Source organism: Dyadobacter ginsengisoli DSM 21015 (genome assembly GCF_059568735.1).
Genome location: NZ_JCANTY010000005.1, coordinates 570,803 through 590,864 on the forward strand (window position 1 = coordinate 570,803; position 20,062 = coordinate 590,864).

Below are 20,062 nucleotides of genomic sequence, written 5' to 3' on the forward strand. Positions count from 1 at the left end.
AGGGTTAGTACTAAACTCTCTCGATCTTTAATAATTATAATAGATTCTAATAATTATTAAATCCAAACACGCCACACTTCCGTTTTTACTCCTATACGAGCCACAAAAAGTTACAAATCCCCTCACGAATGAGCCACAGGGCGCTTTTGTATGATGAAAAGGAAGTGCGCGGTGTCAGACCCTGACCGCGAGGATAATGCCCGTCGCCCAGATCTGCTTGGTCACAGCGAGGTCAGTGCGGCTGTCGAGGTAATCGATCAGGCGGAGGGCCTTCTGGTCGTGACCTTCGGGCCAGTTGGGTTGCGGGAGCATGTCGTCGATGATGTAAAATGCTCCGGGATTGAGCATATCGAGCACTTCATCCAGCAAAAGGTATTTGCCATGCCAGGTGTCTGCGAAAATGTAGTCGTATCTTTCACTTAAATGTCCCTGCACCCAGTCTTCACCGTCCGCATGCACGAGCGTCAGGCGCGGGTCGGCGTCCAGGTGCTCGCCGGCGATGTCAAGGAAGCGGGCATCGTTGTCGATGGAAACGAGCGTAGCGTGGGCGTCCATCCCCGCGAGGATCCACGAAGTGGAGAGGCCGGTACCCGTGCCCAGTTCGAGAAACCTGCCTCCGGGCTTCGAAGCGGCGAGTGTTTTGAGTAACGAACAGGTGTAAATGTCGGAAGCCATCGTAAAGCCGGAGGCCTTTGTGGCCTCATCAATGGCGAAATAAGCGTCGGGTACAGGCTGGCGGATGTCCTGGTTCATATGCAGTTTGGTGGTGGATTTGAAAACTGCAAAAAATCAATATTTGCTGACAATTAAAAACATTCGGCAAAACATTTACCGCTTAATAAATCCTATTGAAAATGACGCACTTACACAATGAGTAGGGAGTACTAAAACCTTACTTTTGCCCACAGTCCCCGCCTATTTCCTTTCTCATCTATTCCACTCAAACTCAACCGCAATGAAAAAGTATTTCCTCTCATTTCTAGCATTCGCCGTCATGGCCGCAACGGCGATCATGGTGGCCTGTACCGACCACGCCGAACCGATTCCGGAACCGACACAATTTTCAGTTAGCGACTTTGCGAGCGGCCTGCGCGCTCCAATCGGCATGGTCATCGACGAACAGGGCCGGTTCTGGGTTACAGAGGGCGGTACCGGACATGACGACGGCGCGCTGGTAATGATCTCCCCTCAGGGCGTGAAAACGACAGTCATTACCGACTTCAAATCGATCATAAACCAGGGTAATGTGGAAGGCATCAGCCATTTGTATTATGATAACGGTACATTATACCTGTTGCATGGTGTGGAAGGCCTGCTCTATATTATCAACCCTGCGGCCGTACTTGCGGGTACCATACCGCTGCACAAGGACCACCTCGCCTACGAGAACATCAAGGCATTTGTAGCCACCAAAAACCTCACATTCGACAATAATTCGAATGCATTTGCCCTTACAAAAGGGCCCGACGGGCACCTCTACATCGTTGACGCCGGAGCGAATGCAGTTATCCGGCGCGATAAGGATAGTCATGCCCTCGAGGTCTTTACCACTTTCCCGCCCGTGGTAGGGAAAAGGGATGCGGTTCCTACCGGCATTGTTTTCGATGGCACCAACTTCCTGCTGAGCAGTCTGACCGGCTTCCCATTCCTGCCGGGTACGGCAAATCTCTACCAGGTAAGTACCAGTGGCGTGATGGTTCCCCGTAAATCCGGCTTTACAACCCTCACTCATCTGACATTGACCGCCAACAACAAACCGCTTTTCCTACATTATGCCGACTTCACAGCGCCTCCCGGGGGCCCTGGTAACCCTCCGGGCTTCAAGCCTAACACCGGATCGGTCGTCAACGAGGATGGCATGGTGCTGATTGGCGGGCTGAACATGCCTACCGACATCAAGCGCCATGGCGACCGTACTTTCTACGTGCTCAGCCTTGGCGACGGCGCCATTAGGAAGCTCGATTATTGATTTAAAATACATGGAATCCCAAACAGGCAGGTATTTGCTGATGAATACCTGCCTGTTTGGTTTATAACAATGTCTGCTCCTTATCCTCCGCTTCCCGGGGGTTCACGACCTTTGCGGGAGGATCTTCCGGCATCTTGTCGCCGAGCAACTTGCCCCAGGGTTTCAGCTCATCGATGCGGTCGAAGATGATTTTGAGAACCGCCACAAAAGGTATGGACAGAAACATCCCGCTCACGCCCCAGAGCGTACCGCCCAGCAACACCACCAGAATAGAAATCAACGCATTGACCGACACTTTGGACGATACCACGCGCGGAACGATAATGTTGTTGTCTAGAAACTGAATGAGCATATAGGCGCCAATGATCAGCAGCGGCGTGGTATAGCCGTCTTTGGTGATGAACGAAATCAGTACCGGCAATGCAATAGCGATGATACCGCCGATGTAGGGAATGAGGTTGAGAATTGCGCCGATGACGCCCAGCAACAATGCATAAGGCACGCCCAGTATGAGCAAAGCGATGGAGTTCAATGTCGCGATAATTGTAGTCTCGATCATCAGGCCAACGATATAGCTTTGCACCGCGCCTTTGGTTTCCTGCAATATTTCAGCGACCTGCTCGGAATTGTTTTCATCAAAAACCTCGAAAACAAAATTGAGGATCAACGGTTTGTAAAACAGCAACAGGAAGATATAAAGGGGAATCAGCACGAAAAAGCTGATAATACCGAACAAGGTGTTCACCGTCTTGCCCACATAGGCCCTGCTGTTATTAATCGCCTCGTCGAGCATGCTCATCTGTTTCTCTGTAGAAATTCCGAAGGTCGACGATAGCCAGACCTGCAAATTACCAAGCAATTTGACTGACTTCTTCTCCAACTGGGGTATCATATCCCCGAACTGCACGATCTGCGACGACAGGAAAAACATAATCCCCGCCACCACCAGTATTGCCAGAAAAATCGTGAGCACGATAGCCACGATCTTGTTGAAATTCCACTTCTGGAAACGGTTATACACCGGGTTAAGTAGTATCGCAATCAGTCCGGCGAATGCAAAAGGGACCACGATCTCCTGTAACAGGTTGAGAATATAAAAGAAAAGACAGAGCCCGATAAGAACCATGGGGGCTTTGATGTAGAAAGGAAAACCGTCTCGTGCAGACAGCCATTCGGGTAGCTCAGTAGCGGGTTCTTGTTTGCGACTTTTGAAAAATAGCCCCATAATAAAGGTGTCAGTGTTGGAAAGTGAGGTGTACGCTACCGCGCCGATCGTTACGCGACGCCTTCATATTCTTTTACATCCTGATCGGAAAGCTCGACGATCGAAATCACTTCGCCCCGCGGCTGCTCGGGCCCTCCGCGGTTGACAACGTTGGCAATATACGACCGGCTCGGGTACGTATCCGATTCGATGAGGTGTCGTTCAAAAGTCAGGGTAATTTCGTCAGAATTAGAAGCAATGGTAATCATGAAATTCCGCATGGCATTATGGTTTGGTTTGTTTTTTTAAAACCTATAATATCCGTGCCGGACAATGTTGTTCAGTGTGACAAATTAGGTAGCACGCTGAAAGTAGATGGTAATCCGAATGCAACCAGTTTTCAAGGACTGGAAAAACTTACTTCCGTCGGTGTGCTGAACATCAGGTTTATGCATCTATCAAACTTTAACGGGCTGCAAAATCTCACACCATGAGCCAGGAAAGCATCGATATTAAACGCCTAAATTCCTGCCAGTATATTGTTGACCTGATCAAACAGGATGGTAACCTGGTAAAATACAAGGTGGTAAAAAAATAAACGAGCCAAAAACCGAATTGGAGCAGGTCCAACAGTATCATCGCCCTTCGGTTTACAACAAAATATACTAATCGGGCGCCCGACCAACATCAGGACGCCCGATTTATTTTGCCCCTTTTTTCCCGTCATCCCCCCATTCCTCCATTCCTCCGTTCCCCCATTCCTCCATCCCTCCATTCCTCCATCTCCTCCATCTCCATTCTCCCCATTCTGGCACATTTTTAGCAGGCTACTCTCAAAAAACGCCGCGCTATGCCCGAAGGACCATCCATTGTTATTTTGAGGAAAGCCGTTGAAGAGCTCGGGCTTAAAGGGAAAACGATCCGGCACGCAGAAGGTAATGCCGCGATCGACAAAGACAGGTTGATCAACCAGAAAGTGGCTGAGTTCAGATCCTGGGGCAAGCATTTCCTGATCTGCTTCGAGGACTTTACCGTCCGCATTCACTTCCTGCTTTTTGGCTCCTACTTAATTGACAACCAAAAGAATACCGAGTCAAAATTAAGCCTGCAATTCGACCATCACGAACTGAACTTCTACGCCTCGTCCATTAGCCTCATCAATCAACCCGCCGACGAGATCTATGACTGGTCCGGCGATATCATGTCCCAATCCTGGAAGTCCGCAGCCGCATTGAAAAAATTAAAGGACAAACCCAAAATGCTGGTCTGCGATGCATTACTCGATCAGGATATTTTTGCGGGAAGCGGTAACATCATCAAAAATGAAGTGCTGTTCCGCGTGCGCGTGCACCCGCTGAGTGTGCTTGGCGAAATCCCTGATACCAGGCTGAAAGAAATCGTGAAAGAAACCAGGAACTATGCCTTTGATTTTCTCAAATGGAAGCAGGAAGGTACTCTAAAGAAGCATTGGCTGGCGCATACCAAAACGATTTGCCCGCGGTGCGACATTCCGTTTCATAAGGAATACCTGGGCAAAGGGAAACGGAGGAGTTACTTTTGTGAAAATTGCCAGCAACGGTATTGAGCTATATGACGACGTGCTGTCGAGTACGAACCACCGGATGAGACGGTATTCAGGTACATTTATACAGCGAAATTGCCCTGAATTTATGCGCAAAAGCATATAAAAAGGAGCGGAAGCCTCCGTCGTCATGCACACAGGCCCCCGCTCCCTCGTTTCAATGCGACTCAATGCTTGGTATAATGATCGATATTGATCTTCACGACCTTACCTGCGCGAAAATGCACCTGGACCTGATCCATCGTATCCGTACCTGTGGTATAGCCAAAATACCATTGCGGCGATTGACTCATGCCAGGATCGTAGGAAGTCCCGAGGTTTTTGACAAACAGGAAAATACGCTCAAATTTGTTCTTATAACTTCCGATACCCCGGATATTCGCCAATTTCTCATACAAATCCGAGACACGATCTCCCATCCGCACCGACGAAGCAGCTTTTTCTTTTTCCGGCCACTGGTTTAATTTTTTCCCGCTGTTTAAGAAAATCGCGTTCACGGTTTGATCTTCGATGGTAATTTGCACACCAGAGTCTGTGCCCTGCTGCTGATCCAGCAAAATGTACTGATACAAAGGAATCCGGTCCCGTAGCGCCGCGAGATCAGAAAAAATGTTGCTCACGACACTCAGCCCCGAAATATCCTTAACGGACTGAAGCGCCTGGATTTTGGGATAAACACTGGCAGCTTCCTCACCGATAGCAATGTTCAGATAGCTGCCGGTTTCAATGCTGTCCCGGACAACGCTATAAGGAGTTGGCTCCGGTCCGGTAGTGACAGGATCCACAGTTGAGTTGGAAAGGCAGCCAGAAAAGAGGACCGCCGAAAGTAGTAATGCGATAAATTTTGTCTGCATAGGTTTAGAGGTTTATAAATGGTTAGACTCCTCATTTACCTATTCGGTTGTAACCGGTTGAATATTTTATGAAAGGGGATAGGAAAAATGGAGGAAGGGGAAGAAAGGGAGAATGAAAATACTTAGTTCCCTTCCTCCCTCCTCCCTTCCTCCATTTCATCCCCTTCCTTCTCTTTCCACCTACCAACCCGGATTTTGATCCAGCTCGGGGTTCAATGCGATTTCGTTGATGGGTAACGGCCAGAGGTAATCCTTCGCGGGGTCGAACTTACGGAAAGTAGCTGCCTGGACCAGGATTACATTGTCCGGTGTCAGATTGACGGTGGCGGCGGCAAACTCGCCTTTGAAATAAAAATTACCCAGCACCGGCTTGACAAGTTCGGTTTCGGCAGTCTTCCAGCGGATAATGTCCCAATAACGGAAGCCTTCTTGTGCCAGCTCCACCCTTCGCTCACGGCGTATCTCGTCACGCACGTCAAGGGCATTGGCCTTTGCAAACGCATTAGTCAGTTTAGCGACCTGCCCGCGCTCACGCAGGAGGTTGACGGACATGTCCAGTTCGGCATCGGTAATGCTCCCGTTCAGCTCGTAGGTGGCTTCCGCAAAGGTCAGCAGCACTTCCGCGTACCGCAGCAATGGTCGGTCAATGGTGGAAGCCTGCGTGTTCCAGTCGTCGACGTTGGCAAACTTGCGGAACATATAGCCCGTTTTATTGAATACCAGATTGGCGATGTCGAAGATCGGTTTCGTCGTCATCATCGCGTCTCCGCGCTTCATGAACGTCGCACTCATACGGGCGTCACGGTTTCTGAAAACCTTATGAGAAGAATCCGGCAACGTCCACAACGGCGATTTGGCAATCGGCAGACCGTCTTTCATCAGGTACGAGTCCGCCAGCGATTTGGTAGGGTTCACATTCCCGTTTTCCAGCGATCCGCGATAGTAGGAATGTACAAGTACGCGTTCTGTATTCGACACGCCGTATTGTTTGACGATAATATTCTCCTTGTTCTGGCGGCCTTCCCCGGCCATCTGGAAAAGATCGAAGTAATTCCCGAACAATGCATGCTCCTTGCTGTCGATCACCGCCTTGCTGGATGCAACGGCCATGGTGAGGTGCCTGGCAGCATCGCCTTTCGCGTGGTACTTGGCAAAAGTGCCTTCAAACAATGCTACGCGGGCTTTGAATGCCTGCACGGCGGTTTTAGAAATCCGGCCAAAATCGGCCGTACCGAGCGCGGTAATGGTCGGCAGGTTCGCGGCAGCAAAGTCCAGGTCGGAATAAATCTGGTCCACGATGGTTTCGCGTGGAGCAGCAGGCTGGCGTAGCTCGGGGCTGTTTTCATCGAGTGTTTTCAGGATCAGCGGGACACTGCCATACTTCTGCACCAGCGAGAAATAGGCCCAGGCGCGGAAGAACCGCGCTTCCGCGAGATAGCGGTCGAGCACCGCCGGGGTTACCGCTGCGCGGGGCGCTTTTTCGATGATATTGTTAGCCGCGCGGATCAGTGTATAGGGGTTGTTATAGTCCCCTGTCGCGGTGGCCGGCGCCAGTCTGGATCCGTCGCTGATGGTGCTGGAAGCCAATCCGAATGCATCGTCCGACCAGACGTCGTCATTATTAAATCCGGGCAGGAACGTATACAGATAGTTGTTCGCCGTCTTGATATCCGACTCCGACGTCCAGAAACTGTCGTCGCTGATATTGGTCTCCGGCAGCCGGTTCACATCACAGGAAGCCAGTCCGGCGAGCAGCGACAAACCTATTAAGGTCTTTTTGAAGGTTATTTTCATTGGTATTTTCTTGAAAGCCATGATCAGTCACATTTTTAGAACGACACATTGATACCCACCGAAGCAGTGGCAAAGAACGGGTAATCGTTTTCTACCCCGTCACGCGTTTCCGGGTCGAAATAGCCCTGGAATTTGCCCAGTCCGGAGATCGTGAGGATATCCTGACCCGAGAAGAAAAGTCTCGCGCGGGAGATCTTGACACGCTCGGTGATGCGGGACGGAATGGTGTAGCCGAACTGAATGTTTTTCAGGCGGACATAACTGGCATCCAGCGTCCATTTATCCGAAGCCACATAGTTGTGGGTAGCGCCGGTGTAAGGTCTCGGAAACAATGCATCGGTATGTTCCGGTGTCCAGTAGTCGCTGTGGATACCCATCGCCTGTTTCCAGGTCACGAGCAGCGGGGCAACGGATTCAGGATTGGCGCGATAGCTGCGTTTGCCTACACCCTGGAAGAATGCGCTGAAATCAAACCCTTTCCAGCTCGCTCCCAGCGTAACCCCAAACAGGTACCTCGGAGCCGTCGTACCCAGCAAAACCAGGTCACCGTGATCTGCAACTGTGCCTTTTCCGACCGACAACCGCTTGTCGCCGTTCAGGTCCATATATTTCACATCCCCGGCACCTGCCCGGTTATCCTGGAAAGCCCATCCCTTCACCTCGTCGGCTGTGGCAAAATAGCCATCGGTCTGATAGCCCCAGATGCTATTAAGTGCATAGCCTTCGATCAGGCGGTTGGTGCCGGCCGATACGACTGTCGTGCCTGAGAAATTGATGAGCTTATTATTATTATCCGAGAAATTGACCGCAAATGAATAGTTGAAATCTTTACCGATCTTATCCCGGAAACGCAGCTCAGCTTCCCATCCCCACGATTTGAGCTCACCATTGTTCTTTCTCGGTGTTCCTACACCAATAACACCCGGCAACTGCTGAGGCGTGAGCATATTGCGGTTGTATTTGACATAATAATCACCACTGAACTGCAAACGGTTTTGAAGCAGCCCTAAATCGATACCCCAGTTGGTCGTCTCGATCGTTTCCCAGGAAAGGGCCGCCGATGGAATGGAGCCCTGATTGATATACGACGTCCGGGAGTCGCCAAGCACCAGGTTATTGCCCCGGGATAGCTGACTGAGATAATCATAGTAGCCGATGTTGGTGCCCAATGCCCCTCCGAGACGTCCCCACGATCCGCGCAGTTTGAATTCCGAGAAGAATGGTAGGGGTGTCGCAAACCAGTTCTCCTGGTGCAGGTTCCATCCGGCCGACGCCGCAGGAAATACTTTTCTTCTCAAACCCGGCGCCAGTTTCGAGCTTTCATCGAGACGGATCGTCGCTTCAATCAGGTATTTATTCTTGTAATTGTAATTAAGTCTTCCAAAAACAGACTGGAATGCATAGGTCGCGATGATTTGCCGGTTGCTTTTGGTTTTATCGTCACCCAGGTTTAATGTGGGCAGGTCGTTGCTTACGAGATTGGTAGCGCCTGTAAACAAGGTATCCGTCCGGAAGTTCTCCCATTGATAACCCGCAAAAAGTCCGAAATTGTGGTCTTTACCAGCCGTGAAATCGTAGTTCACCAACGCCTGCAAGTTGGTGTTCTTGGTCACGTCGTTGGTAAGATTGTAGGAATTGACTTGGTTTACATAACCTGCAACCTTGGATTTGCTCCAAAGTGGTACGGTCCTGTTGAACTGCTGGCGGTCACCCCGGCGGTACTGCGTGCCGGCGATGGCGCGGATCTGCAATCCTTTTACAAAGTTGGCGGCCGTCAATGTAAACACCCCGTCGAAGTAATTTCTGCGGTTCTCATTGTAGCCACCCGATTCAAGGATCGCATAGGTATTATTGGCAGAATTATAGCGGCCTTCCGGTGTAAAAAATGGGTTTCTGGTCCGAAAACGGTATATCTGGTAGATCAAGCCGCCGCCATTCACTTCCGCCGACGAAGTCCTGGCTTTATCGTTGGTGTATGCCAACCGACTATCCAAGGTAAGATGCTTCGTGAGCTGCGAGCCCAGGTTCATCCGCACATTGTACCGGTTATAGTTGTCGGGGCCCACTTTAAAAACACCCTGTTTGTTGTAGTAACCTCCCGAAATCAAAAAGTTCAGCTTGTCGGTGCCGCCGCGTGCGGTAATGTTATGCGTACTCATGGACGTGTATTTACGCAGGATCCGGTTGGCGATCGGATCCTGGTTATAATACAGATAGGAAGACGTATCGGCCGGATTCACCACGTAAGGTACACGGTCGCGGATACGCTGGATCTCCTCGTCGGTATACTCCGGACTGCTGCCGGAATTGATCCGCGCCTGATTGGAAAACAATGCTTCATCCAGCAACGACATTCTTTCGGGCACATTCAGCGACCAGTCGATCCCTTGCTGTCCGAGGTAATCGAAGGTAACCTTTCCTGATTTTCCTTTTTTGGTCGTAATCAGAATAACCCCTCCCGCTGCCTGCGCGCCATAAATCGCCGCCGCAGCCGCGTCCTTCAACACGCTGATATTTTCGACGTCGTTCGGGTTCATGGTTTGCATCGTGCTGATGGGCACACTCACACCGTCGAGCAGCACCAGCGGATTTACATTACCATTGGCGGAAGTTGCCCCGCGGATCTGGATATTAATGTTCTCGCGACCAGGCTGCCCGGTCTGGCGCGTCACGACAAGCCCGGGCGTAACGCCCTGCATACCCGTTGCAAGGTTACTGGAAGGGCGGTTTTCAATGACCTTGGAATCGATTGTGGAAACGGCGCCGGTCAGGTTTGCCTTTTTCTGGGTTCCGTAGCCGACTACGACAATCTCCTCCAACGCGCGGTCGTCTGTAAGGAGCTGCACATCGACGGCCGTCTTGCTGCCCACAGGGATTTCCTGGGAGATATAACCGACAAAGCTGAAAATCAGTACTGCGTTACCGTCCGCTACCGAGAGCTTATACTTCCCGTCCGCATCCGTGGTCGTGCCGGTTTGCGTTCCCTTCACAAGTATGCTCACGCCCGGCAGGCCAATCCCGCCCTGATCCGTTACGGTTCCTGAAATATTGATTTCAGCTACGGCCGGTGTGATTTGCGAAACAGGTACCACGTTTGTCTCGGCGTCTGAGGTATTCAGTTGCCGTTTCAGAATGATCTTGTCGCCTGAAACTTCGTATTTCAAACCCAGCGGGAGCAAAATACCGTCCAGTACAACAGACAATGGCTTGTTTGCGGCTTCAAAACTGATTTTTCGTCTCGATTGAATGATTTCCCGACTGTACAGGAAACTGACATTCGCTGACTTTTCGAGCCTAGAAATCACCGATTCGATCCGCTCGTTCTCCACTGAAATAGAAATGCGCTGGTTGAGCATTTCCTGTGCACTGCCGTCTTTCGCCCAGCTGAATTGCATGAACAGCAGCAGAAGGAGCGTTTGCTGCCATAGTAAGCCGCGTACGGTCCCGGCTGCAATGCGCCCGCCCGTTTTTGCCGATAAATTTTTCTTCATAATTGGTTAAATGTTCAGAAACGTTAGATAGTAGCCTCATTGTCGCCATCGGAGACAAATGGCTTTAATTCAAAGAAGTTGCTTTACAAAGGGTTTTGTCATAGAAAAAAGTTAGATAGTTGTTTCAGAAAGTCAGGGGCATCCCAGGCCGGAGATCATAATTTCGTCTCCATTCACTGCATAGGATGATTCGGTGGCAAGGCATATCAGCCGCAGCTTTTCAAGGAAAGGCTCATCTTTGAGCGAGGCGGTGATGGTGCAGCGGCTCATCTTTTCCAGGTCATAATGGATTTTCACGGCATACTGCGTTTCGAGCGTTTTGAATGCCTCGGAAACCGGGGTGAAGTCGAAATTGAATGGCTCCTTCTCGATCGGCATCGCCTGATTCACCTGCACAGCAGCGGTGACTGCCCGCATGATTTTGTCCTTTTTGCGGGTCAGATTCACCTGCTGGTTCGGGTACAGCGTAAGCAAAGACGCCTCCCCCTCGCGATGGCCGTCGGTCATCACCGAAACCTTGCCTGTCTTAACGGCCACCAAAGCCTCTTCGGCTCCGGGATAGGACCTTACGCGAAAGCTCGTACCCAGTACACGGGTCGTTAGTTTATCGGTCATGACGAAAAAAGGTTTCGTCGGGTTTTTCACGACTTCAAAAAAACCTTCCCCATCCAGATACACTTTCCGTTCCGGCCCCGTCATATCCGCGGTAAACCGGATGCTGCTTTCCTTGCTAAGCAGTACCGATGAACCGTCGGGGAGGTTAACGAGCAAAAGCTCCTGCGATTTGTTCTCCCGCACCACCCATCCGGCGCCCGCTGTCCGACGGGTTGCTAACCCATCCTTCATGGCAGCTTTTTGTGAATGCACCCACCAGAAACCAGCCGAAATAACCAGCATCGCAGCGACCGCCCAGCGCATCCAGCGCCAAAGCGGGAATGCAGTGTCCCGGGCCGACTGTGCCTCGATCAAGTCCCGGAGTGCCGCGGCCTTGTCCGCATCAGCAGCTGACGTACAGTCACTGGCGTTCATCACCAAAAGCGTCGCCACAGCCTTTTCATACATCGGCCGCTTGTCGGGATGCTGCGCGAGGAAAACCTCCCAGAATGCCTTGTCTTCCGGGTACAGGCCCATTACCCAGCCACGGAAGCGGTCGCTTTCCAGAAAATCCTCAGGTGAGTTGAATTCGTAATCGGACATATCCATTCTTCATTATTCGAATGATTTCTATGATATTATGAATAGCATAGAACGATATACCCTCGGCGGAAGAAAAAAAATTAAAAAAAGAATAAGTTTAGTACCATCGACACCAGCCATTTGGCCCGGATCCTCGAAATACCCTTTTGAAGGAAATTGGAAACCGACTGTTTGTTGACCCCCATCATATCCGAAATCTGGGTTACACTCAGGTTCTCATAGTAGCGTAGGAATAGCGCCTCGCGCTCGCGCTTCGGCAGAGCGTCCATCTGCGCGCGCATTTGGCTCACGAGCCCGTCAAGTGTTTCCTGCTCGATCAGCAACGACTCCGCATTGAACCCCTCAGGTAATGCATTGTCCCAGTCCAGCGACTCCTCGCTGGCAAAACGCTGGTGATAACGTAAATGCCCGACGATACTGTGCCGGACCGATTTGAGCAGGTAAAATTTGACCGAAGGCGTCTGGCTGATTTTAGCCCGGTTCTGCCACAGATCCAGGAACAGGTCCTGGATGCAGTCCTCGACAATGCTTCCGTCGACCATAAACTTCAGCCCATATCGCTTCAACGTCCCATAATACCGCTCGGCCAGAAGCCCCAGTGCCTCATGGTCGCCATTGCGATAGGCCAGCCAAAGCGTGCCGTCGTCCGTCGTCCTCTCCAAATTTCCCAAAGTGTAATACGCAGTCATTGATTAACTGCGATAGACGAAGAAAGCGGATGACGACCTGACAAGGCAGGACAGTTATTTATCAAAATTTAGTCAGACGTGGTCAGAAAAGGATCAGTCGATCGTGTGATGGATTGATCTTTAACCAGATAGAGGACATTATCGCTGCTGGGATGATAGTAGGCATGGACCTGATTTCCCGCTTCCAAATGCATATACCAATCCTCGGAAACCTCTACCGGCAAGATCTTTCCACTCACTGGATGCGGTACGTACGCATAAAATGCCCTCGGCGTTTTTGTCTCATTCTGCGCCCGCGGCAGCCTGATCGCCTCCTTGGATTGCACCTTTAAATAGGCTTGTAAATGCATCGAAGACTTCGGATAAAGCAAGTATTTCCGGATGTAGTGCAGCAAAGTGGGGCCAAGGTTCAGCAGAAAAAAAAGCCCGGCGAGGCCAATGAACAACGCTCTCCCATTTGGCTCCCCAAATATCCACTCCACAAACGCATTCTCAAACTGATTGATGTAGCTATTCGTCTCTTCTCTCTTCCAAAATAGCGCCACCCAGGTGACGACAAACACGCTTGCCATCACATAGAATGCAATTTTGTCCCACCGGCGCTTGGCTTTTGTAAGGCGGTGCGAGAGGTAGTCTGCGTGGAATTCGTTGGGGGCGTAGCGTTGGAGCATGGCTTAGAAAAGTTTCGTTTAAAATAAACTAATCTGCCCTCCATCGGCGCTTTTGCCCAGCAAAGGAATCGTGTCGACCACCTCATACTGCCGACGCTTCTCATTATACTTTCTAATTGCAAAAGATTCACAGAGAAATCCCGCCTCATAATCCGTAAAAAGTGAATAAGCCAATGCAATCCACTCCCGCGTAAGCCTGCGGCCGATGGACATATGCGGGTTCTTCGACTCGTCGGCCCATTTCTGCATGTATTGCTTTTTGAACTTCTTATCGAACGCCTTCATAATCACCTGTGTCCGCTCGCGGATGGCGTTGGATGATTCTTCGGTTGGCTTGATGTAGAATGCAGAGAAGTTGGCCCGGTCGAAGTCGGAGAAGCCGGAAAAATTGAGCTGGAAGGGCGTTAATGGGGAAACTAGTTTGATGTATTCAGCCAGGATCAATGGATAGTCCGCCTCCGCGGCATCGAAGCCGTCGAGGGAAATGTGGCCGTCGGCGTTGGCGCTGCCGTAGCTTTTGCCTGTGGCGTCGCGGAAGAGTTGCTTGAAGCCGCGAATATCTTCATGAATCGGCGGCGGGGGCATTATTGCAAGGGAATACGGAGTAAGGTTCAAATTAACAATAGTGTTTGTCGTACGTAAATCACGTTATGTAAACTGCGTCGGCGCGACTCGCCATATCAAAGCTACATGACGCCAGGAGAACTTCAAAAAGCATTGGTAATTATGTGAGTCAACCGCTACATTTATGCCAAACCTGGGTTTAGCGTCAGTAAATAAGACGACAGTGAAGCGGTAGTTGAATAAGCAAGCTCATCACAAATGGAAAAACAGAGAAACGAAAAGGTCAGTAAACTATTAAGTTATATTCTAAGGCATGAACCAGGGGCGGTTGGTTTGAAACTGGAAGAGGATGGCTGGGTCAAAGTTTCTGACCTGGTGACAGCATGTGACAAACATGGACACTTTTTTACTTTGGATGAGCTCAAAGAAATTGTGGAAACGAGCGACAAAAAACGTTTTTCGTTTGATGAAGGTGAACATCGAATCCGTGCCAATCAAGGGCATTCGGCCGACGTCCAGATCGAATTCGAGAAAAGGCAACCACCCGCAGTTCTTTATCACGGCACGGCCCGTAAGAACATCGATGCTATTTTTACCGAGGGTTTGAAAAAAATGCAGCGACATCATGTACACCTCTCTTCTGATACGAAAACAGCTCGCGCGGTAGGGATACGTTATGGCGAGCCGGTAATATTTGAAGTCGATACAGCCTCAATGTTAGAAACTGACTTTGAATTCTACATGTCGACCAACGGCGTGTGGTTGATTGACTCAGTGCCACCACAGTTTTTGAAGATCCACGAATAGACACTGTTAAGCTGAAACGCCGACGCAACCCGCCGAGTGAAAAAATCCGATGCAAAAAGAGTATCATCATTCCGGATTTTTATCTTTCTAAAAAGACCATTTCACTCCAATGCGCTCAAATTTTTTTACACTACTCTTATTCCTCAGCCTCGCCGCCCCCACCCTCGCCCAGCAAACAACCAACAAACCCGACCGCGTCAGATGGTTCCAGGACCTTGGCTTCGGGATGTTTATTCACTGGAATGTGGACGTGTCTCTTGGGACGGTGATCAGCCATTCGCTGGCCGGGGCTTCGGACGATTATGTGAACCGGTACATCAAGGAACTACCGACGTTCTTCAACCCTAAAAAGTTTGATCCGGACGAATGGGCGACTGCCGCGCGGCTCGCAGGGATGAAATATGTCGTTTTCACGACCAAGCACCACGCCGGTTTCTGCATGTTCGATACCAAAACGACGACATTCAATGTCATGAACACGCCCTTCAAGCGAGATGTGACCAAGGAGATCATCGAGGCATTCCGCAAGCAGGGCATTGCTATCGGACTGTATTTTTCACCGGAAGATTTCCTGTTTTTCCACCAGAACAACATCCCGCTCGGCCGTTTGCAGGACAAGCGCCAGTTCCCGATGAACAATCCGAAACTGATGGCCTACGACAAGGCGCAAATCAAGGAACTGCTCACCAACTACGGAAAGATCGACATCATGTTCTTCGACGGCCCCGGCGACGGGCTGCGCGAGTACGCGTGGAGCCTGCAACCCGAGCTCGTCATCACGCGCGACGCCATGAACACGCCCGAGCAAAACATCCCCGACAAAGCCGCGCCGCGCCCGTGGGAAGCGTGTTACACGATGGGCACCGACTGGCAATACAAACCGACCAACGACCCGCACAAATCGGGCACCGAGATCATCAACATGCTCATCGAGATCCGCGCCAAGGGCGGCAACTTCCTGTTGAACGTCGGCCCTAAACCTAATGGTGAAATCCAGATCGAGCAGGAAGCCCTCCTGCGCGAAATCGCCCTCTGGAACTTCGCGAACGGAGAATCCATATACGCCGTCAAACCATTGCCCGTCATCCGCGATAAGGATATCTGGTTCACGCAATCGAACGACGAAAGGTCTATTTACGCCTTCATCACCAAAAAGCGCGACGACGAATGGAAATACGGCCAACGCCGCGAATTCCTCTTCCCGATGATTGAAGGCACGGCTGCTACCAAGGTGGAAGTGCTGGGTTACGGGAGCGAACTGGTAGAATATGTAAACAATTTCGACGCGTCGATACGGTCGGCCGCAACGCCTCTCGGGCTGGCGGTAAGCGCTGTGAACGGACAGCGGTTTTATACGAATAGGACGTGGCCTAATGCGGTGGTTTTGAAGATTTCGAATGCGAAGTTTAAGGCTCCCGAGGAGAAAAAGACTTCGAAATCGGGGATTGATGGGGCGCAATGACGCCTGACACTGCTAATGCATTGGAATGGAGGCTGCCTGGGTGGTCTCCATTTTTTGTTTGTGTTGAAATGTAAATAGAGGAACGTGAGTGATTGAAAATGTGCCGGAAGGCTCTACTAATTGTCCATTGGTCCTATGCCGCCTTTCGTTCTTCGATCTTTTGGAAGAAAAAGACAAGCTCGCGGAATGTGCAAAACAGGTCGCTCGCACGTGGGTTGTGGCCTAGCTCGGTTTGCGCAATCATGTAGCCGGTGTAGATCGTCCAAAGGTCTTCGACCCATTCTGCGGGGGCGTTCATCGTTAACAAGGCTTTGACGTGTTCGCCGTAGGCGAGTGTGGCCGAATCCGGGGATTCGATTTCAGTTAGTTTGTTGTACATAAAACGCGTTTTTGGGGATGAATAAAAATGCCCTGTCTTAGGTGTCCCGCGCTCGCGTAAGCGCCTTGGGGCTTTCACCTGATCCACACCATAACAGGGCAATACTTCTGAACTTTCTCATTTTACGCGCATTTTTTGGGAAGGCGCATATTCGGGAGAAAAGTGATAGCATACAAATTAATGAAACGAGATTTTTCTAACGGCATAATGTCACCTGGCTATTTGGTAACAAGCGGACTAGTCAAGTCTATTTTATTAAGAAGATGTTCGATTGAAATACTTTGCTCATCAGGATCTCTATTGAGTGAAATAATCGCCTCCGCAAATGAACGATTTCCTTTTGAATGATCTAGCGCTGATTTGACCTCCGTAGACTCTTTTTCGCCGTTGCTACCGCGCGTTACAAGTTGCTTCCCGTTGGGCTTATGAATGTAGTTATTATACAAATTCACTAGTTGAGCTTGCAAGTACAAAAAACTATTTATTTTGTATTCATCAACTACTATTCCCTGAAAAATCTCCGAATACTCATCCGATAAGTCTTGCAGCGATATTTCCTTTCCTTTAATTGATTTATATAAAGAACCTTTAAGCGATTTCAGGTATACCAAAAATAAAAAAGCACTTGGAAGTAGGTAGTTTCTATATGAAAAACTTTTGAGAGACATTCTCGCATGTGCAAAAATCTTTTCCTGTTGTCTGAGAGTCAGCTTGGTCTTGTCGAAAAGAACCTCCGCAAGAGACAAAAAAGCTTCTCGCTCTTCTCCTCTTCGGTCGTACTGTAATCTTTCCTGCGCCCTAAAAAACTGATCAAAAGCAAAATAATCATACAAGTAATCCACAAAGTGTTTGGTACTTGGCACAGGGATTGAATATTCCAAGTCAATGAATCGCCGCAAATACTCGTCAGCGTTGAGCTGTTCGCTTCCATAAATGCCTCGCACCGCATGACCAAGCTGCTCTTTGTCAATAGCGAGAACGAAAACAATCCCGGGAACCGTAAAGAAATGCTTCATATGTTCCAAAACTTCAACCGCATAACTCGGTCGGCAACGGTCAAGCTCATCGATAAAGAAAATAAGCGGCTTGTCCCCCCCCCCCCTTTGCTCACAAAACTTTCCAGGTCTCTTCGAAAATCGCTTAACTCCTTCTTGCGATTTGCATAAGCTTCGATTTCCTTTTCAAGAATTTCCACCGCAGCTTTCGAGGCATTTTCTAAACCATCTAGCAGCGTTTGCTGATCGATATACCTATTCGCCAAGGCTTTAAATACTGCCGGAGCAAGATTTTTCGTCAGCACCGCTCCCTTTTTCACTAGCGACTTAAATTCAACTATTGTTTTGCTCCTAGTTAAGGATTTGAGCTCAGACATGATCGCAACAAGCGGGTTACCTTCAAAATCATTTTCCCAAGCATTGAAGTACAGAGTCTCAAAACCAGCATTTTGAAGATCTTGTCGCCACATCTTCACGAACGTAGTCTTTCCCGTTCCCCACTCGCTGTTAATTGCCAAAACGAATCCCGTCCCGAATCCGCCAACCAGATCCGTCAGAACATCTGCATATTTCTTCCTATCTAATTTGCAAGCGGAGAATGGATTATCCTCCGGTATTTGTAAATCGTTATGTCTGATATACATTTGGTTTGCTATATATTTAAATTATGATTTTTACCGCCTCGCCTGACGCAGTAGGGTAAAGCTCTGAAATACCTATTATTGAATCCATGAAACTATTCGATAAACACTCCAAACTCCGCCAAAAAGCCTACGTCACGTCAATGATCACCGAGTCAGTAATTGGCAATATGGCGCTGGAAAACCAGCAAGTGTCCGAAGAGCAAGTAAAAGCCATTGTAATTTCGCTATTGCGAGAGGCTGAGCTCAAAGGACGCAAGTTTGATATCTAAGGAATATTCAACTACCTTCCCCAAAACCTCACGATACCGATTCGCCATCTTAGCCCGATGATTACCTAGCAACGTCCGAGGATGTTTAGTCTGAAAAGTATGAGCCGCCAGCGAACCATCGCTTGTCGAAAGCCGGTACAAATATCCATCGGGCAAAATGGTCTCCCGCTCTGGCTTGAACACCGTATTAATGCGTTCATCGTATTTGGACCCGGTAAGAAACACGACAACATCGGGCTTCAAAATACCGATTTCAGCTTTCAGCAACTCAAAACCTTCTGCATTGCGGTTTTGCAGATCGCCTGACGGCGTGGTGCTGTTGCAGTCCCAACTATGCGTTTCCTGCCCGACGAAAAGGATTTTGCGGTCCATCGTCACGTACTCATCATACACGTGCATGAGCAAGGGCGCGGAAACATTGTCTTCCCACTCTTTCGAATATATGGATTGGATGTAGGTTTGATAGATTTGCGCGAGTTGCGCATTGAGGGATTCTGCCGTCATGAGTGGAGGGGATTAAGCACTCAATTAGAAGTAATTCGTATTAATCTGAAAACCGTTTAATAAGTTTTTACTTCGATAATGAAATCTTTCTCGCCGAGCATGTGATGGACAAAATGAGGGACTAACCGATGGAGTAAATGACGGAGTAAGGTGGAATTACGGAAAGCGGGTATATTGCTTGACATTACAATTAAGTATTTCAACCATGACCATCGAAATCCAGCAAGAACTCGACCGCCTCGAAACCCAGTACAACATCCAGATCCTCTACGCCGTCGAAAGCGGAAGCCGGGCTTGGGGGTTTGCTTCGGTGAATAGCGATTGGGATGTGCGGTATATTTATGTGCACCGGCCCGAGTGGTATTTGCAGATCGACGACAAAAAAGATAATCAGGAGGAGATATTGCCCAACGACATCGACCTCGCCGGCTGGGAGCTGCGGAAGGCGCTGCGGCTTTTCAGGAAATCGAACCCGCCGATGCTCGAATGGCTCGATAGTCCGATCGTTTACCGGGAACAGTTCACAACGGCAGAGCGCCTGCGGGAACTGAAAAGGCAATATTTCAACCCACGCTCTTGCCTGCACCATTACCTCAGCATGGCGGATGGTAATTATAAGGATTACCTACTTAAAGATATGGTGCGGGTCAAAAAGTACTTCTATGTGCTGCGGCCTGTGCTGGCCTGCGACTGGATACGCACGACTGACACGATGGCACCTACGGAGTTCATCAAACTGCTCGACAGCCAGGTGAAAGACGATGCCGTGCGAAAAGAAATCAATGCCTTGCTCATCCGCAAATCTGCTGGTGAAGAGCTCAGCGAGGAGCCGCGCATTCCACTGCTGCACGATTTCCTGACGGAGAAACTCGCATTTTACAAAGAATACGCAAAACAACTCCCGCCAACGACTATGCCCGATACCGCTGCATTGAACTCACTTTTCAGGGAAACACTGGCGGAAGTTTGGAATGTGAAAATCTGAAA

19 protein-coding genes are annotated in these 20,062 nt (G+C 49.7%); 5 read left to right on the plus strand and 14 right to left on the minus strand.

Translation table 11 applies throughout. The features are described 5' to 3' along the window. Positions 1-174 precede the first annotated feature (174 nt). Positions 175-753 carry an O-methyltransferase gene (locus BP71_RS20935; RefSeq protein ID WP_496382786.1) on the minus strand — a complete coding sequence of 193 codons (579 nt, stop codon included), beginning with the start codon at positions 751-753 and terminating at the stop codon, positions 175-177. Positions 754-955: 202 nt separating this feature from the next. On the opposite strand from BP71_RS20935, the gene BP71_RS20940 reads away from it, so the two are divergent. Further along, complete coding sequence (locus tag BP71_RS20940) at positions 956-1,969, plus strand: ScyD/ScyE family protein (protein ID WP_496382788.1); 1,014 nt, start codon at positions 956-958, stop codon at positions 1,967-1,969. Between the two features lie 61 nt (positions 1,970-2,030). Here BP71_RS20940 and BP71_RS20945 read toward each other — a convergent pair whose 3' ends face one another. Beyond that, a complete protein-coding gene (locus BP71_RS20945; RefSeq protein WP_496382790.1) occupies positions 2,031-3,194 on the minus strand; it encodes an AI-2E family transporter in 1,164 nt (387 codons plus the stop codon). Positions 3,195-3,244: 50 nt separating this feature from the next. Beyond that, a complete protein-coding gene (locus BP71_RS20950) occupies positions 3,245-3,454 on the minus strand; it encodes a hypothetical protein (protein ID WP_496382792.1) in 210 nt (69 codons plus the stop codon). Positions 3,455-4,023: 569 nt separating this feature from the next. Here BP71_RS20950 and BP71_RS20955 point away from each other — a divergent pair. Next, positions 4,024-4,758, plus strand: a complete 735-nt coding sequence (locus BP71_RS20955) for a DNA-formamidopyrimidine glycosylase family protein (protein ID WP_496382794.1) — start codon at positions 4,024-4,026, stop codon at positions 4,756-4,758. Between the two features lie 164 nt (positions 4,759-4,922). On the opposite strand, the gene BP71_RS20960 is transcribed toward BP71_RS20955, so the two are convergent. The 7 genes from BP71_RS20960 to BP71_RS20990 all read right to left on the minus strand — a co-directional run bounded on the left by BP71_RS20960 (position 4,923) and on the right by BP71_RS20990 (position 14,036). Continuing rightward, on the minus strand, positions 4,923-5,609 hold the full coding sequence (locus BP71_RS20960; RefSeq protein ID WP_496382796.1) for a hypothetical protein: 687 nt from the start codon (positions 5,607-5,609) through the stop codon (positions 4,923-4,925). A 180-nt stretch (positions 5,610-5,789) separates the two neighbouring features. Then, positions 5,790-7,403, minus strand: a complete 1,614-nt coding sequence (locus BP71_RS20965; RefSeq protein ID WP_496382798.1) for a RagB/SusD family nutrient uptake outer membrane protein — start codon at positions 7,401-7,403, stop codon at positions 5,790-5,792. Positions 7,404-7,438: 35 nt separating this feature from the next. Beyond that, the gene (locus BP71_RS20970; protein ID WP_496382800.1) at positions 7,439-10,894 is read right to left on the minus strand and encodes a TonB-dependent receptor; all 3,456 of its coding nucleotides are present in this window, start codon (positions 10,892-10,894) and stop codon (positions 7,439-7,441) included. 132 nt (positions 10,895-11,026) lie between these two features. Further along, complete coding sequence (locus BP71_RS20975; RefSeq protein WP_496382801.1) at positions 11,027-12,091, minus strand: FecR family protein; 1,065 nt, start codon at positions 12,089-12,091, stop codon at positions 11,027-11,029. Positions 12,092-12,171: 80 nt separating this feature from the next. After that, the gene (locus BP71_RS20980; RefSeq protein WP_496382803.1) at positions 12,172-12,780 is read right to left on the minus strand and encodes an RNA polymerase sigma factor; all 609 of its coding nucleotides are present in this window, start codon (positions 12,778-12,780) and stop codon (positions 12,172-12,174) included. 68 nt (positions 12,781-12,848) lie between these two features. Next, positions 12,849-13,451 (minus strand): hypothetical protein, encoded by a 603-nt coding sequence (locus BP71_RS20985; protein ID WP_496382805.1) that lies wholly within the window; start codon positions 13,449-13,451, stop codon positions 12,849-12,851. Between the two features lie 18 nt (positions 13,452-13,469). Beyond that, positions 13,470-14,036 (minus strand): 2'-5' RNA ligase family protein, encoded by a 567-nt coding sequence (locus BP71_RS20990; RefSeq protein ID WP_496382807.1) that lies wholly within the window; start codon positions 14,034-14,036, stop codon positions 13,470-13,472. A 237-nt stretch (positions 14,037-14,273) separates the two neighbouring features. Here BP71_RS20990 and BP71_RS20995 point away from each other — a divergent pair, with 237 nt between their 5' ends. Together BP71_RS20995 and BP71_RS21000 are read left to right on the plus strand one after the other, a co-directional pair. Further along, the gene (locus tag BP71_RS20995) at positions 14,274-14,822 is read left to right on the plus strand and encodes an RNA 2'-phosphotransferase (protein ID WP_496382809.1); all 549 of its coding nucleotides are present in this window, start codon (positions 14,274-14,276) and stop codon (positions 14,820-14,822) included. A gap of 109 nt (positions 14,823-14,931) precedes the next feature. Further along, positions 14,932-16,284 carry an alpha-L-fucosidase gene (locus tag BP71_RS21000; RefSeq protein WP_496382812.1) on the plus strand — a complete coding sequence of 451 codons (1,353 nt, stop codon included), beginning with the start codon at positions 14,932-14,934 and terminating at the stop codon, positions 16,282-16,284. 133 nt (positions 16,285-16,417) lie between these two features. Here BP71_RS21000 and BP71_RS21005 read toward each other — a convergent pair whose 3' ends face one another. From BP71_RS21005 to BP71_RS21020, 4 genes are all read right to left on the minus strand, one after another. Continuing rightward, a complete protein-coding gene (locus BP71_RS21005; RefSeq protein ID WP_496382814.1) occupies positions 16,418-16,663 on the minus strand; it encodes a hypothetical protein in 246 nt (81 codons plus the stop codon). 218 nt (positions 16,664-16,881) lie between these two features. Further along, positions 16,882-17,742 carry a KAP family P-loop NTPase fold protein gene (locus tag BP71_RS21010; RefSeq protein ID WP_496383141.1) on the minus strand — a complete coding sequence of 287 codons (861 nt, stop codon included), beginning with the start codon at positions 17,740-17,742 and terminating at the stop codon, positions 16,882-16,884. Next, a complete protein-coding gene (locus tag BP71_RS21015) occupies positions 17,676-18,302 on the minus strand; it encodes a P-loop NTPase fold protein (protein ID WP_496382815.1) in 627 nt (208 codons plus the stop codon). The genes BP71_RS21010 and BP71_RS21015 overlap by 67 nt, the downstream gene beginning before the upstream one ends. A gap of 224 nt (positions 18,303-18,526) precedes the next feature. Further along, positions 18,527-19,075, minus strand: coding sequence for a hypothetical protein (locus BP71_RS21020; RefSeq protein ID WP_496382816.1), 549 nt, complete (start codon positions 19,073-19,075; stop codon positions 18,527-18,529). A 205-nt stretch (positions 19,076-19,280) separates the two neighbouring features. Here BP71_RS21020 and BP71_RS21025 point away from each other — a divergent pair, with 205 nt between their 5' ends. Further along, positions 19,281-20,060, plus strand: coding sequence for a nucleotidyltransferase domain-containing protein (locus tag BP71_RS21025; protein ID WP_496382818.1), 780 nt, complete (start codon positions 19,281-19,283; stop codon positions 20,058-20,060). Positions 20,061-20,062 lie beyond the last annotated feature (2 nt).